The sequence below is a fragment of the Photobacterium ganghwense genome (assembly GCF_003025595.1).
In the GTDB taxonomy this organism is placed as follows: domain Bacteria; phylum Pseudomonadota; class Gammaproteobacteria; order Enterobacterales; family Vibrionaceae; genus Photobacterium; species Photobacterium ganghwense.
In genome coordinates, this window is record NZ_PYMI01000001.1 from 353541 (window position 1) to 368775 (window position 15235).

15 protein-coding genes are annotated in these 15235 nt (G+C 51.2%); 10 read left to right on the plus strand and 5 right to left on the minus strand.

The genetic code is table 11. The features are described 5' to 3' along the window. Positions 1-5: 5 nt before the first annotated feature. The 3 genes from torA (at position 6) to C9I92_RS01610 (ending at position 4201) form a co-directional block, all read left to right on the plus strand. A complete protein-coding gene (gene torA / locus C9I92_RS01600) occupies positions 6-2534 on the plus strand; it encodes a trimethylamine-N-oxide reductase TorA (protein ID WP_047885646.1) in 2529 nt (842 codons plus the stop codon). Between the two features lie 211 nt (positions 2535-2745). Next, entirely contained in the window at positions 2746-3396 is a 651-nt protein-coding gene (torD, locus tag C9I92_RS01605) for a molecular chaperone TorD (protein WP_047885647.1), read from the plus strand. Between the two features lie 229 nt (positions 3397-3625). Further along, complete coding sequence (locus C9I92_RS01610; RefSeq protein ID WP_047885648.1) at positions 3626-4201, plus strand: hypothetical protein; 576 nt, start codon at positions 3626-3628, stop codon at positions 4199-4201. 163 nt (positions 4202-4364) lie between these two features. Here C9I92_RS01610 and C9I92_RS01615 read toward each other — a convergent pair whose 3' ends face one another. From C9I92_RS01615 to hutW, 5 genes are all read right to left on the minus strand, one after another. Beyond that, complete coding sequence (locus tag C9I92_RS01615) at positions 4365-4574, minus strand: hypothetical protein (protein WP_047885649.1); 210 nt, start codon at positions 4572-4574, stop codon at positions 4365-4367. A gap of 354 nt (positions 4575-4928) precedes the next feature. Next, positions 4929-5330 carry a hypothetical protein gene (locus C9I92_RS01620; RefSeq protein ID WP_047885650.1) on the minus strand — a complete coding sequence of 134 codons (402 nt, stop codon included), beginning with the start codon at positions 5328-5330 and terminating at the stop codon, positions 4929-4931. A gap of 193 nt (positions 5331-5523) precedes the next feature. Next, positions 5524-6081, minus strand: a complete 558-nt coding sequence (gene hutZ / locus C9I92_RS01625) for a heme utilization protein HutZ (protein WP_047885651.1) — start codon at positions 6079-6081, stop codon at positions 5524-5526. Beyond that, entirely contained in the window at positions 6078-6611 is a 534-nt protein-coding gene (hutX, locus tag C9I92_RS01630) for a heme utilization cystosolic carrier protein HutX (RefSeq protein ID WP_047885652.1), read from the minus strand. The genes hutZ and hutX overlap by 4 nt, the downstream gene beginning before the upstream one ends. Positions 6612-6718: 107 nt before the next feature. Next, positions 6719-8269, minus strand: a complete 1551-nt coding sequence (gene hutW, locus C9I92_RS01635; RefSeq protein WP_242551817.1) for a heme anaerobic degradation radical SAM methyltransferase ChuW/HutW — start codon at positions 8267-8269, stop codon at positions 6719-6721. A gap of 467 nt (positions 8270-8736) precedes the next feature. On the opposite strand from hutW, the gene C9I92_RS01640 reads away from it, so the two are divergent. The 7 genes from C9I92_RS01640 to purR all read left to right on the plus strand — a co-directional run bounded on the left by C9I92_RS01640 (position 8737) and on the right by purR (position 15135). After that, the gene (locus C9I92_RS01640) at positions 8737-9504 is read left to right on the plus strand and encodes an energy transducer TonB (RefSeq protein ID WP_047885730.1); all 768 of its coding nucleotides are present in this window, start codon (positions 8737-8739) and stop codon (positions 9502-9504) included. Between the two features lie 3 nt (positions 9505-9507). Then, entirely contained in the window at positions 9508-10182 is a 675-nt protein-coding gene (locus C9I92_RS01645) for a MotA/TolQ/ExbB proton channel family protein (protein WP_047885653.1), read from the plus strand. After that, positions 10179-10598 (plus strand): ExbD/TolR family protein, encoded by a 420-nt coding sequence (locus C9I92_RS01650; RefSeq protein ID WP_047885654.1) that lies wholly within the window; start codon positions 10179-10181, stop codon positions 10596-10598. The genes C9I92_RS01645 and C9I92_RS01650 overlap by 4 nt, the downstream gene beginning before the upstream one ends. A 31-nt stretch (positions 10599-10629) precedes the next feature. Next, positions 10630-11565, plus strand: a complete 936-nt coding sequence (locus C9I92_RS01655) for a heme/hemin ABC transporter substrate-binding protein (protein WP_047885655.1) — start codon at positions 10630-10632, stop codon at positions 11563-11565. 46 nt (positions 11566-11611) lie between these two features. Continuing rightward, positions 11612-12649, plus strand: coding sequence for a FecCD family ABC transporter permease (locus tag C9I92_RS01660; protein ID WP_047885656.1), 1038 nt, complete (start codon positions 11612-11614; stop codon positions 12647-12649). Positions 12650-12756: 107 nt separating this feature from the next. Continuing rightward, entirely contained in the window at positions 12757-13602 is an 846-nt protein-coding gene (locus C9I92_RS01665) for a heme ABC transporter ATP-binding protein (RefSeq protein ID WP_047885731.1), read from the plus strand. A 525-nt stretch (positions 13603-14127) separates the two neighbouring features. Beyond that, entirely contained in the window at positions 14128-15135 is a 1008-nt protein-coding gene (purR, locus tag C9I92_RS01670; RefSeq protein WP_047885657.1) for an HTH-type transcriptional repressor PurR, read from the plus strand. Positions 15136-15235 lie beyond the last annotated feature (100 nt).

Here is a 15235-nt window from a genome sequence, read left to right on the forward strand (position 1 = left end):
GTTCAATGGCGACTCAAATTCTCAATAAAGGCGTTTCACGCCGTCGCTTTCTGTCTGGTCTGGTAGCGGCCAGTGCAGCATCCGTTGTGGGCACCAGTCTGCTGGCTCCTCGCAGCGCACTGGCAGCCACAGACACCAAAGCAACCTTAACCGGCGAAGTACTGTCTGGTTCACACTGGGGCGCATTCCGTGCCAAAGTCGTGAATGGCGTATGGGTAGATACCGTTCCGTTTGAGAAAGACAAACACCCGACCACGATGATCAACGGTGTACGTGAAGTGGTATACAACCCGGCTCGAGTGAAGTACCCGATGGTTCGTCTTGACTGGCTGAAGCACGGCTTTAAGTCTGACACCAGCCAGCGTGGTGATAACCGCTTTGTGCGTGTGCCTTGGTCGCAGGCGCTGGACTTCTTCTATCATGAACTGGAGCGCATTCAGACCACGTACGGCCCAAGTGCCCTGTATGCCGGTCACACTGGCTGGCAGTCTGTGGGTAAACTGCACTCTGCAAGTACCATGATGATGCGTGCTATCAGTCTGCACGGTACTTTCCTGTCAAAAGCCGGAGACTACTCAACCGGTGCTGCACAGGTTGTACTGCCGTATGTTGCTGGTGCGATGGAAGTGTACGAGCAACAAACCTCATGGCCGCTGGTGCTTGAGCATTCTGACACCATCGTGATCTGGGGTTCTGACCCAATCAAGAACCTGCAGGTTGGCTGGCTGGTGCCTGACCACAGCCCGTACGCGTACTACGAGCAACTGGCTGAGAAAGTGAAAAATAACGAGATCAAAGTGATCTACGTTGACCCTGTGGTTTCCGATACCCAGAAATTTGTCGGTGGCGAGCAGGTACGTGTGAACCCGCAAACTGACGTGCCACTGATGCTGGCGATCGCTCATACCCTGTACAGCGAAAATCTGTACAACAAAGAGTTTATTGCTGACTACACCACAGGTTTTGATAAGTTCCTGCCTTACCTGCTGGGCGAGAAAGACGGCGTAGCGAAAACACCGGAATGGGCGGAAAAGATCTGTGGCGTTAAAGCTGACAAGATCCGTGAAATTGCGCGTCAGATGGCGTCAGGCCGTACCCAGATCATCGGTGGTTGGTGTCTGCAACGCATGCAGCACGGCGAGCAGTACGCGTGGATGCTGGTTGTGGTGGCCGCCATGCTGGGACAAATCGGTCTGCCGGGCGGTGGTTTCGGTTTCGGCTGGCACTACAACGACGCCGGTTCCATTACCTCAAATGGCCCACTGATGTCAGGCTTCAGCGGTGTAACGGGTGTTGACCCGATTCACAACGGCTCTTACAAAGGCTACTCGACCTACATTCCTGTGGCCCGCTTTGTCGACTGTATTGAAAACCCGGGTAAAACCATCAAGTGGAACGGCCATGATGTGACCTTCCCTGAAATGAAGATGGCGGTATTCTGTGGTAACAACCCGTTCCATCACCACCAGGATCGTAACAAGATGATCAAAGCGTGGCGTAAGCTGGAAACCGTGATTTCAATTGATCACCAGTGGACAGCGACCTGCCGTTTCGCGGATATCGTCCTGCCGGCAACAACCACGCACGAGCGCAATGACATTGAGCAATACGGTAACCACTCCAACGCCGGTATCATCGCCCTGCCGAAAGTGGTTGAACCTATGTACGAAGCCAAAGATGACTTCGACATTTTCAAAGATCTGTGCCGCCGATTCGACCGTGAAGAAGCCTTTACTGAAGGCAAAACACAAATGGAATGGATTGAGCAGATCTATAACGGCGCTCGCCTGCAAGGTCGTGGTCTGGGTGTTCGTATGCCTAACTTCAAGAAATTCTGGGAAGGTGAAGGCTTTATCGAATTTCCTGCGGGTCAGGAATGGGTACGTCACGAGTCATTCCGTAAAGAACCGGATCTGGAACCACTGGGTACGGCTTCCGGCCTGATTGAAATCTACTGTAAGACCATTGCCGACATGGGCTACGACGACTGTCAGGGTCACCCGATGTGGTTCGAGAAAAATGAGCGCAGCCATGGCGGTCCACGCTCTGACAAGTTCCCGATCAATTTGCAGAGTACGCACCCGAAACACCGTCTGCACTCGCAGCTGTGTTCGTCAACTGAGCACCGTGCGACCTACTCTGTGGCCGATCGTGAACCGATCTACATCAACACAGAAGATGCCAAAGCACGCGGCATTAAGTCTGGTGACATTGTGCGCGTATTCAACGACCGTGGACAGGTGCTGGCGGGTGCTGTCGTGACTGACGACTACATGCCTGGCGTGTGTCGTATTCACGAAGGTGCATGGTACAGCCCGCTGGAAGGCGGTAAACCAGGTACGCTGTGTACGTACGGCGATCCAAACGTACTGACTCAGGATGTTGGCTCTTCCAAACTGGCACAGGCAACATCGGCCGCATCGGCACTGGTTCAGATAGAGAAATACACTGGCCCGGTGCCGGCTGTTACCGGCTTCAACGGCCCGACAGAAGTAACTGAGATCAACCCGTTGTTCCCGGCGATGGATATTTAATATAAACCCGGAACTACGCTAATAATCTGTACCTCAGACAGCCAGGGGTTTCCCCCTGGCTGATTTCTCTTCGCTGAGCCGGGTATCTCAGGTACACCGACCCGTATCGACAAGAGCCTATTCACATATACTAAGGTCAGCACCTTAGCTATCTGAATATGCTTTTCAAACGGCGCATATTAAGACGCCGACAGCCTGATTTGGAGTGATCATGAAAGAACTCATTGCTTTCAACGAACAACGAGCCGAGTTTTACTGGTGGATGTCTTCCCTGTTTGCCCGTGAGCTGACGGCAGAAGACATTGCCCAATACCAGGACGGCGAAATGCTGACCTACCTGTCCGGCCTTGGCATGACCGAAGAACTGAAGCAACCGGTTGACGCATTTCGTGATGCTATCCATCGTCTGGGACAACGCGCAGACGCTCAATTAGAACTGGCTGCCGATTTTTGCGGTCTGTTCCTAAGCACCCCCAAATCCGGTGCTTTGCCATATGCATCCATGTACGTCGGCGAAAGCGGACTGATGAATGACAAACCGGCGCAGGATATGAATCAGTTGCTGGATGAATACGGAATTGCCCAACGTAAGGATTTTAACGAACCGGCCGATCACCTGGCGATCGAGTTGGATTTTCTGGGCAACCTGATTATCATGGCCAATCAGCAAAAGACAGAAGCTGATGCCGAACCGCAGATGCAGGCGCAACTTCACTTTCTGGAAAACATGCTGCTGAACTGGCTGCCGGCGTTTACCAGTGCCGCCAAAGCGCGAGACCCGTTTGGGTTCTATGCGGCCGCAGCCAGCCTGCTGCTGGCCTTCTGCCGACTGGATACCAACTTCCTGAAAGGCGAAGAATAATATCCCCGCTGGTCGTAGCAGCCAGCGGTTTTCCATCACTATCGTGACGTTGCCGGCAGAAGGATTGCCGGCTTTTTTCTGTTATGCTGTTCAGTTTTCGTGCAGTATTCATGACACAATACTGACATATCGATAAACAAGCTTCGATACATTGATTTCAACCGGAAATCGACGTTTCATTCTGGGTTTAGCCCTGAACGAGAAAGTCACAACTAGCAAAGGTTATTCTATGCAAAACAGCTTAACGCGTACTGCCACATTCCCAGCACTTACCCGCAAAGCCATGAAGCTGTCACTACCTGTGATGCTGGCCGCGTTGTTTACGCTGACTCAGCCAGTACAGGCAAGCGAAACGACCGATAACGTTGCCAGTCAAGCCGCGGCCACGAAAGCGACCACACAGCGAATCAATGCGATTCAGCGTGATTTGACCAGCATTCGTCAGCAAGCACTGAAAGCAAACCCGGAACTGGTTGAACAAGCCAAAGCGTTCGAAAGTGCTTACAAAGAGAAAGCACAGGAAATCGGCTATAACCCTGAAGAATTTATTGCTCAGGCCCAAGAGTTGCAGGTAAAGATCCGTGACGAAGGTTTGTCTGAACAAGAGCGTAGCGACCTGCTGCATGAATTTGCGAAAGCAAAGCAAACGCTGGCCAAACAACGCCAGACACTGCTTGAAGATGAATCGCTGATGGCACTGCAAAACGAACTGCAAAACAATACCCTTACAGCGATGAAAAACCACAACCCGAAAACCGAAGAGCTGGTTTCAGAACTCAACCAATTGATTGAGTCTCTTCAGTAACCCCATCCCCCTGGCATTGCCGTGGCTCCCTGTATTCCACGCCGCGGCAATGCATTTTCTCCTGTAGATTGCGCTTCCTCTGCTGATGTGTTGCTTGTGGCATTCTGGCTTGTGGCAGTCTGGCTTCTGGTAGTTTAGCTTCGAGTGCTCCGCCCCTGATGCGTCAAAGCTCGTCATCCGCATACGGACTTAAATCAATCCCCATTTCTTCCGCCATGTCTGCCCAGTAAGGCTCCGCCTCACAAACACAGCAGTCATACCACAATGCAATTCCATCATGCATATTCGTTTTCTGGTGGCTCCCTTCATGTCCGCGTGCAGATTGCGATTGTGATGCCGAAGCCACTTTGCCATGCGCTGTTACTTTTCCCATCTGTCTCCCCTCTCCTTCATCTATACCGCCAACGCTAAATCCGCCCGTTGCCGCGACTTTGCCGGTACAAAGCAATCGGATTAACAATGCTGATTCCGGTTCCAGTTCTCTACAAAGTATAGAAACGACCCAAGAATAGAATCGACCTGAAGTGACAAATAGGAGCGGTAATTGCGTCGTGCCACTACAGCAACAGCGACAGCGACAATGATGGCAGCGCATGCATCTATGACAGAATAAGCGGAGCCGATAAGTAGATGAAAAAAGCCGGTTGGTAAAACCGGCTTATTAGAAGTGACGTTCTACAACAAGGAACGATGGAGACCAGAGACTCATCACCCGCCAGGGCGAATATCACAGCTCAATCGCCTTGTGCTCATTCAATAAGCGGATGCCTTTGAGGTGCTGAGCAAACCACTTCACAATCGCCAGCCCGGCAATCGCTAAGCCAACCACTGGAATGGCTTTAAGCAAGACATCCAGCCAGCTGCTGTGCACCCAGTACGTTGCCCCTGCGACCATGCCGCTCATTGTCGCAGCAGTTACGCTTAGTACCACGAAAAACGTAAAGAAGAGAAAAAACGTACGGATGAGAGTGTAATAATGGCTGTAACTGAATTCATCCGTCCCTTTGTTGAGCTTATACCCGGCGTAAATCACCGCGACAATCCCGGAAATCATCAGTGTCAGTGGGGTCAACAAGCTGGCGATATAGGCAAACCGCAAGCCTTTCATATCCTGATTTTCATTCACCATAATCAAACCTGAAAAAAGGGAAGAATAGGGTTAATTATCACACGGTTTCAGAACTCAGCAAGCCAAGACAGGACAGAGGATGATCATGATCATCGGAATCCGGCAGAGTCCGTTAAAATCCCCTAAACGCACACAGCCCGGCAGTTACACCGGGCTGTGAATGGTTCAATACGGAATCAACCCGTTGATGCTATTACAGTTCTTCAGACGCTTCCGTCACTTCACTGCCGTCTTTGATCCGCTTGTGTCCTTCCTGCAGATGGACAAAGTCCACCAGATCATCACCAGATACCTGGAACGCCTGACCAAAGCCTTTAACAAACAGTCCCTGCGTAGGTGACAAACGGAACAAGGTAAAGTCTTCCAGTCCGCTCAGCCCGTCAACGATATCACCGAAACGTGCCTTCAACGCCGCAATCGCGTCCTGCCACTTGTCAGTTGTACGTTCCACCACCGTCACATCAGCTTCAAACGTCAGTCGTTTACGCGCATAAAGCGTCTTTGACAGGCTTTCATCTTCAATCATCATCAGCGAAACCTGCGGGTTTTCCAGCAGGTTTCGGGCGTGCTTGGCAATCTGGCTGATCAATACATAATAACCGTCATCCAGCATAGCAAACGGTGCATAGCTGACATTGGGTTTACCGGCAGCATCGACGGTTGCCAGTTGCAAGGTCTGGCAGGCTTCACGAAATTCTTTAATTTCCGGGCCAAGGCGATTTTGCAGGCGCTCTTGCTTTACTTCACTCATTCTGACTTTTCTCCGTGGAACGCGAATTTTAATTGTTGGAATTTTTCAATTTGTTCTGGGAACAATTGTCGCTGCTTGTCGCGACCAAGATACACCTTGAAGACACATTCACCGCCAGTCGTAAAGAAGCCGATAAAGTAGCTTTCCTGCCCCATGAACGGTTTACTGACCAAGGCGATATCCGAAATACGGTCCAGACGCAGGTGGCCATGCAATTCACCCGGTTTCCCCATTAAATTGTAGTAGCCGCGTGCTTCCTTTCCTTTTGGAAACGGCGCTTTGACTTCAAAGATGGAGCCCATTGAATGCACGATCGTCGTCACTGGCCCCCAGCCGGACAAATCTTCCAGAATTGCTTTGGCGTGCTCACCCGGCAAGCTGACCACCAGCTCTTCAGGCATCGCCATGATGATCTCTCCTTCAGTCACGTCCAGCATCTCAGCCATAGAAACAGCATGTAACTTCGGGTCTTCGGCCAACATCTCAGCAACGTTGGCTTTCAGTGAGGCTAGTGAGATTTTCTCAAACACAATATTTCTCCAGATACTGGCTCCATGACGACGGCTGCCGACGACCGGAACAGATTGATTTCAGTTTTTCACAATTTCTTCATCAGAAAGAGGCGGTTTCTGAGTGATTATGCGGTCAGACGTTCGTTGCCAGTCAAGGCCTGCTCCATCACCTGAATCAGCCCCTGCGCCAACGTGACAGACCAGAACGCTCCCGCCAGGGTCAGCGTGAGGTAACTATCTTGCACGTTAACCAGCCCGTTGCGCTGCCACACCTCAAACAGCGGGTGACACCAGCGGAAAACGTCCCATCCCGCAGCGCGATCCAGCGCTTTTGCTGACAAAGCACCACGATCAAAACCGGCTTTAATGGCGGCATGCACTGCCGCATTGGGCGACATTGTCATCATCATAGCAACCGGGTGTTGACCCTGCCTGACCGCATCGAAATATGACGGTAACTGACGGCATTGCATCAGGCTGATCCCACCTACGTGACCACCGGCACCGGCGCCAAGCGGAAGCACTTCAGCCGACGTTTTCGCCAGGCTGTTATACAGGCTGCGTTCCCGGTTATCCCGCGCCCAATGATTAACACTCAAACGGTGCAGGTGGTGTTTGTCCATCATCTGTACGCCGAGTTCAAACATCCCGGCTTTGCTCGCGGTATCCGCAGGAGGCGGCAAACGCTGGTTAGCCACCAGATCCATCATGGGCGTGCTACCCATAGGGATCAGCTGATACAAATCAACACCATGAGCACCACAATCCAGAAAATCCGTCAGATCCTGCGCCCACACATTCATTGTCTGATATGGCAGACCGTACAGCAGATCAATCACAATAGGGGCATCATTTCTTGCACTAAGCGACTGTATTCGCGCCAGCACCACCTCGCGATCGTCCAGCCGTTTGGCCTTACGTCGCACTTGCGTATTAAAGCTTTGTACCCCGAATGAAAAGCGGTTAAAGCCCCCTTCCAGCGCGGCATCAAACAAAACATCATCAAATCTATTAATTCGCCCTTCCAGGGTGATTTCACAGTCATTCGTCAGTGGAAAATACTGTCGGATTAACTGCCCCAACCGGGCAATATGCCTTGCGGTCAGATCCGTGGGTGTCCCTCCTCCCACATACACAGCCTGAAACGGTGCGGCCTGTGTCCACGGCTGGGCAGCTTTCATTTTCAGTTCCAGCACCAACGCATCGAAATACTCTTCAATGAGCGATGCACTCGCCGCATGCTGGAAAAAATTACAATAGGTGCAACGTACCCGACAAAATGGGATATGCACGTACAAACAACGATTCGCGGGCTTTTCTGCCGCCAGCAACACATTCTCAAACTGAGACTGAAAAAGGTCAGGCGATATAGGCTGCTGGCTGCCACCCGCATGCGCCGAAGCTTTAGTGTCAAACGCAAACCGCAGCGGGTCAGGCGTATGCCGACCTGTTACCGATTCAGGCAACGCTGTCACCTTCAGCTCAAAGCCAGGCGCATGATCTTCGAATGCAATGCCCTGTTGCTGGGGCAACCCATCCTGTGATGTATTATGCTCGGCCGCTGTACACTGGGAAACGTTAACCTTTGATACTTTATGTACTTCTTTCTGATGCATCTCTTTTGTATGCATTTCTTTTTTGTACATTTCTTCTTTGTACACTTTTTCTTTGTACATAGACACTTAAGCCAAAATGGCTTCTCCTCAACGGGCATTGTCTGACGAGCCAGACGACCTTGAGCACCGCAATACCAGCTGTCAGAAAAGAAACTGTTTCAGCATTACCAGTGCTGCGCCTTGTTGAGCGAATAGTGACGACTTTCTCCGGGAAGCGTTGACAAGAGCAAGATTAATACCCACAGCTAGCTCGTCGTTTACACGGCCTGTCTTAACCGGCCACTTCCCATGTAATCTTTTTATCTCACCAACGGAGACGTCCTGTCTGCGTGCATTAATGAGAACATATCTTATTTGCGTGCACTATAATTATCCGCAAACAATATTGCAAATGATAATTGATATTATTACCATTCCATGGATAATGAGAACCGTTATCGAATAGAGTTGTTCAAACAACTCCCCGATTGAAAACCTTTTCCTGTTAAAGCAATAAGATAAAGTAACATTTAGCTTTGGGTGATTCTGTGAACACAAAACGATATGTCATCGCTGGTGCAATTTCTGTCGCGTTCCACGGAATGCTTTTATATACCGTGCCAAATACACAAGTGATGGCGATGCCCATTGGGACAGAATCGACCAGTGTTTCGCTGAATTTGATGTCAGCACCAACCCCATCCGCTTCAGCGCCAACACCGCCGCCGGTCACCCAAAAGTCCAGCGTGACTCAGCCTGTTGAGCAGAAAACTGACATTAAAAAGCTGGTCAAAAAAACGCAATCTGAAGCGAAACCAACCAGCAAACCAGTGCATCACCCTGAACCAAAAGCGAAGCCAAAAACTGAACCAAAAACACAACCCGAGTTTAAAACCTCACGCAAGGTGACAGCGCCACAGCCAGACATACGCCAGTCAGAAGCCGCGCCAAATACGGCTGCCACCAATTCGCAGGATACCCATATAACGGAAACCAAGGCGTCACCCTCAGCGAGCGCAGCCGGGGTCAATAGCCCTGCCCTCGTCAACCAGCCAACCTTTGCCACCAAACCTTCGCCGGTCAGCTATCCGCGTATCGCACGTCGACGTGGACTGGAAGGTCAGGTCACGGTTGAAGTCTGGATTGATGAGAAAGGCAAACAGGTCAAGCAAATGTTAGTGCAGTCCTCCGGTGCGCAGGTACTGGATGAGGCCGCGCTGGACGCGATTAAACGCTGGCGTTTTTCCTCACACATTGTCGATGGGCACGCCATTGCCCATCGGGTTCATATTCCTGTTCGATTCAAGTTGGATTAATTCATGGACACGTTTCAAAGTCTTCAAAACCAGTTCGGCATTATGACTGGCCCTCTGCTGCTGTGTTCAGCACTGACCGTCATGATTCTGGTCGAGCGCAGTATTCAGGTTCTGCGCTGCACCGGTGTCGGCCGAGGGAAAATCAATGCCCTGCTCAGTGCACAAGATCGTGCCGACGAAGCCGGGCTGAATAACCTGGCTCATTCCCTTAAACAGCAGCGCCCTCTGTTGTGTCGGGGGGTCTCAATGCTGATTGCCCATCGCCATTTTGATAAGCCGCTACGTGAAGACGCAGCAGGTATCTGGTTGCAACAACAACGCAGCCAGTTGCGTGCCGGCCTTCGCCTGCTGGGGTTAATTGGTGTCATCAGTCCACTGATTGGTTTATTAGGCACCGTTCTTGGCCTGATTGAAATGTTTAAAGGTATTGCGGCCAGTACCGGCTCTGTCACGCCAGGCGATCTGGCTGATGGACTGGGGCTTGCGATGCGTACCACCGCCGCCGGTCTTCTGATTGCGCTACCGGCCATTACCGGGTCGCAACTACTGGGCCTTTGGGCAGATAAAATCACCGCCAAGCTCGAACACAGCCTGAACCATTGCAACTTATGGCTTGAAGGGCTCACCCTTGAGGGTGCAACCCGCCAACGTACGGCCACTCCGGCGGAACAGTCATGATCCGTACTCATCAAGGCATTAATACGGACGACGATCTGAAGCCTGATCTTACCCCGCTGCTCGACATTATTTTTATCGTCATGGTCTTTCTGCTGCTGACGGCCAGTGTGAAATTGCAATCACTGGACGTCGATTTACCGCAAACCGACACCCGGACACTGCAAACCACACAGGCCGATCCGATCACGATCAACCTGATGTCTCAGTCACCTTACTGGGCCTTGCAGGGAGCAGCTGTGGAGGACTGGGAAACCTTTAAAACTAAGCTGGTTGAGGCTGTCAAAGCCGAACCGGAAAAGCCAGTAGTCATAGGAGCCGATAAAACAGGATCGGTCGAAAACATGCTCAAACTGCTAGCCTTTTTACAGCAAAACAACATCAAAGCCACGCAGCTATTGATGGAAGAAGAAAAGTAATATCAGACGAAGTAATGGAAGAGGAAGAATTATGAAACATCTAGTCATCGCCAGCGCATTACTCATGACGACGGCCACAAGCTTTGCCGCTGAACGTATTATCAGTGCCGGCTCTGCCATTACTGAACTGGTCTACGCATTGGGCGCGCAGAACCAGTTGGTTGGCGTAGATCAAACCAGTAAGTTCATCGTTGCCAGACAAGCTCTTGAAAACTCGGATGCCATAGAGCAAAACGACAAAAGCCAATATGTCAATAACCAATATGTCAAAAACCAAGACGTAAACAATACCGCCATTCCCGTGCTCGGTTATCACCGTCAGCTCGCGGCGGAGAGCCTGCTTTCTCTCAACCCGACCCGTATTCTGGGTTCAAGTGAAATGGGACCGCAAACCACGCTGACCCTGCTGCGTCAAGCCGGTGTGGCAGTAGATGTTCTCAACTCAGGTGAAACCGTCGAAGATCTGCTTGTGCGTATTGAGCAGGTGGGTCGCCTTACTCAGCACAAATCTACCGCACAAGCCCTGCAAAAAGAGGTAAAAGACAAGGTAGCAGCCATTAAAGCCAACCAGGCCAAGACAGAAACGCCGAAAAAAGTTGTATTTCTGATGATTCACGAGGGACGACCAACCAATGTCGCCGGTCGCCATACCCCAGCAGACAGTGTCATCCAACTGGCTGGCGCCATTAACCCGGCAGCCGACAGCATTGAGTCATATAAACCTATTTCACAGGAATCGATTGTCGAGATGCAGCCGGACATTATTCTGATCAGCGAACGTACCTTCAGCCAGCTTGGCAGTGTGGAAGCCTTGCTGCAAAAAATGCCTATGCTGGCAGCCACGCCGGCAGGACAGAATCAAGCCGTTGTGACCATTGATGGTACAGCATTGATTGGCGGACTCGGGATACAAAGCCTGAATGAAGCAGAACGCCTCAACCGCGAATTTTATCCTCAGTCATTATGAGTCACCCTCAACCTACCCTGAGTCATTTTCCCGAGTAGTACACAACATGCAGTTACAACGACTCCCAACCCGCGTGGTCTTTCCGGCTGGTCTGGCTTTGCTGACAATGACGCTGATCGTCTCAATGACGGTCGGCCCGATGGCAATCAGCGTCAAGGACAGCCTCCATGCGCTTCTGCCGTGGCAGACCGAGCTGCCGACTCATATCAGTATGGTCATTCAGCAAATTCGTCTGCCCCGAACCCTGCTGGGTATTGCCGTTGGTGCCATTCTGGCGCTGTGTGGCGCTGTGATGCAGGGGTTGTTCCGCAACCCGCTGGCTGACCCGGGCATCATTGGGGTATCCGGCGGAGCAAGCCTGGGGGCCGCAGTCGGAATCGTGCTTTTTGCCCCGCTTGCCGCCCTTTCCCCCTACCTGCTCACACTGGGCACAGTGCCCGTGCTCGCTTTTCTGGGCGGCACTGCCACAACGTACCTGGTATACACCTTGGGAACCGATAAAAATGGCACATCCGTTACCGTCATGTTACTGGCAGGGGTTGCTATTGGCGCGCTGTCCGGCGCAGCACTGGGCCTGATGAACTACTATGCCGATGATCAGGCACTGCGAGATCTGTCATTGTGGACATTAGGCTCACTGGCTGGCGCAACCTGGCCCGGCATCGCTCTGGCCTATATGACGCTGGCGCTGCTGATTGTTCTTTTTGATCGCCATGCCAACGCCCTGAATGCCTTTTTGCTGGGAGAAGCAGAAGCTCGTCACCTGGGTGTTAACGTCCAGCACCTGAAACGCAGCCTGATTCTGCTTTGTGCCGCTGGCGTCGGAGTGGCCGTTTCCCTGACCGGGGTGATCGGTTTTGTTGGCCTGATTGTTCCCCATATTTGTCGAATGCTGATCGGGCCGAACCACAAAACCCTGCTTCCGCTGTCCGCTTTGCTTGGCGCTTTACTGCTCCTGATTGCTGACATGCTGGCGCGCGTTGTCGCGGCACCGTCAGAGCTTCCTGTTGGCATCATCACCGCGTTAATTGGCGCGCCATTTTTCATCACACTGTTAGTTAAGCAAAAGGGCAAACTGTCATGAGTGACAACCCAACAACCGTGAACGCTTCGTCCTTTGCACGCCAGCCAGCAAATTCGGCCAACTGCTCGTCTTTGGTAACAAAGCCAATTGTGGTAACAGAGTCAATTATGGTAACAGAGCCCGTAGCAGTCAGCGCCACGGGTTTGAACCTCAGTCTGGGCGACAAAGTGATTCTGGACGACTTCTCGATCGACCTTCGCTCAGGCGAGCTGACTGCACTGTTAGGCCCCAACGGCGCAGGGAAAAGTACCCTGCTGAAAGTTCTGTGTGGTGAACGGAGCGTGTCAGGGGAAATCTGCTATTTCGGCCGCAACCGACAAAACTGGCCACCCCATCAGCTGGCTCAGCATCTCGGCATCCTGCCGCAGCACAGCAGTCTGACATTTGCCTTCACGGCTGAAGAAGTGGTGGCTCTGGGGGCTTTGCCTCTCAATATCTCGCAGGCCCGTACCCGAAAAATTGCCAGTGAAAAAATGGCGCAGGTAGACGTGACTGCCCTGTCTTCACGTCTGTACCCGACCTTATCCGGCGGAGAAAAACAGCGGGTTCATTTTGCCCGCGTGCTGACACAATTAAGTCAGGCGGGCGAACAGTGCGTTCTGATGCTTGATGAACCGACCTCAGCGTTAGATCTGGCGCATCAGCACAACACGTTACGCGTCGCCAGAGACATGGCTCGGGCCGGCGCGGCGGTCATCGTCGTCATCCATGATCTGAACCTTGCTGCTCAGTACGCTGACCGGTTAGTTATCATGAACAACGGCAAAATCCAGGCAGATGGTAGCCCGCAGCATGCGTTAAGCGAATCGCTCATTGAAACCGTATATGGCTGGCCGGTATGCATCAGCCACCACCCGGTCGACGGCTACCCTGTCGTGTTACCGGCAGGTGAAAACGCAAACCGAAAAAAGGCAGAAAACAGAGCCGCTATTACTATCAATCAAACCTCGTGAAGCAGAGTGATAACGCCGCTTCAAGTGAAAAGACCACGGTTTTATAAGAGCGGAAACATCGTTGATTGAGCGAAATTAGTACCGGTTGTCGCGCAGCAAGCACAACCGGTATTTTTATTCCATGCAAACTGATTTATTGCAGGATATTAAATTTGTTTCAAATCAAGTTATTACCGTAACAATAAATTGCAGCGCAGAGCCTTGTTACAAGCAAAATATTGATAACTGTCAATAAATATCCATGACTTTGGCCAGAAACATTGCACTATTGGCCACACTCAGTAAAATGTGATCGCAAGCGATTAAACAATGCAAATGATCCATGCAACGCGTTTTATTAGCGCGGGTACGATTTTTTGTTATCAGAGATGAAGCCGCCCGTTCGAGATGCGGCCTTTTGGCGTTTCTGGTAATTCCACCTAACAGAATAGTGAATGGCATCCCTGACATCGCAACTCATCACTGTCCTCTTAGGTAATGCATTCAATTTAAAGGTCTGCGGACCCATTCACTAGAAGAATAACTATGGCAACGATTAAAGATGTTGCACGTATGGCTGGTGTTTCAACCACCACCGTTTCACACGTGATCAACAAAACACGCTTCGTGGCTGAAGCAACACAGAAGAAAGTTCTCGCGGCGGTTGAAGAGCTGAACTACGCACCAAGTGCCGTAGCACGAAGCCTGAAGTGCAATACAACCCGTACCATCGGCATGCTGGTAACCAAATCGACCAACCCGTTTTTCGCTGAAGTTGTCCACGGCGTTGAAGAATATTGCTACGGTGAAGGCTATACGCTGATTCTGTGTAACACCGAAGGTAACCTGGAAAAGCAAAGAGATTACCTGCGTATGCTGGCCGAAAAACGTGTAGATGGCCTGCTGGTGATGTGTTCGGATCTTGACGAGCAACTATTGGAACTGCTGGAGCGCCAGAAAGATCTGCCGATGGTGATCATGGACTGGGGTCCGGAAAGCCCGCACACCGATAAAATTCAGGACAATGCTGAACTTGGCGGCTACGTGGCAACCAAATTCTTTATTGAGCACGGCCACAAGGAAATTGGCTGTCTGACTGGCCACGCAGAAAAAGCGGCCTGTCGCGAACGCCTGAAAGGTTTCCGCAAGGCAATGACAGAAGCCGGACTAGACATCAATGAAGACTGGATTCTGGAAGGTGACTTTGAATGTGAATCTGCGGTAAAAGCGGCCAACACATTTATGGCAATGGAAAAGCGTCCAACCGCGATTTTCTGCTTCAATGACATCATGGCGATGGGCATGATCAGTACATTTGAGCAAGCCGGTATCCGTGTACCTGACGATATGTCGATCATTGGCTACGATAACATCGACTTGGCACCGTATTTTTCACCGCCACTGACCACTATCCACCAGCCTAAACGCCGTTTGGGTAAGAGTGCGGTTGAGATTCTGATGGATCGCGTGAAGAACAAAGAACACGAGCATCAGGTTTTTGAAATGATACCAGAACTGGTCGTTCGCAAATCAGTGCGTAACCTGAACAGCTAATATGCATAACTTGATGACAAATGTATGACAAACCGGAGATTTTTATCTCCGGTTTTTTTGTACCACTTTTGACTTAAACAGTAATAAATTCACAACATTA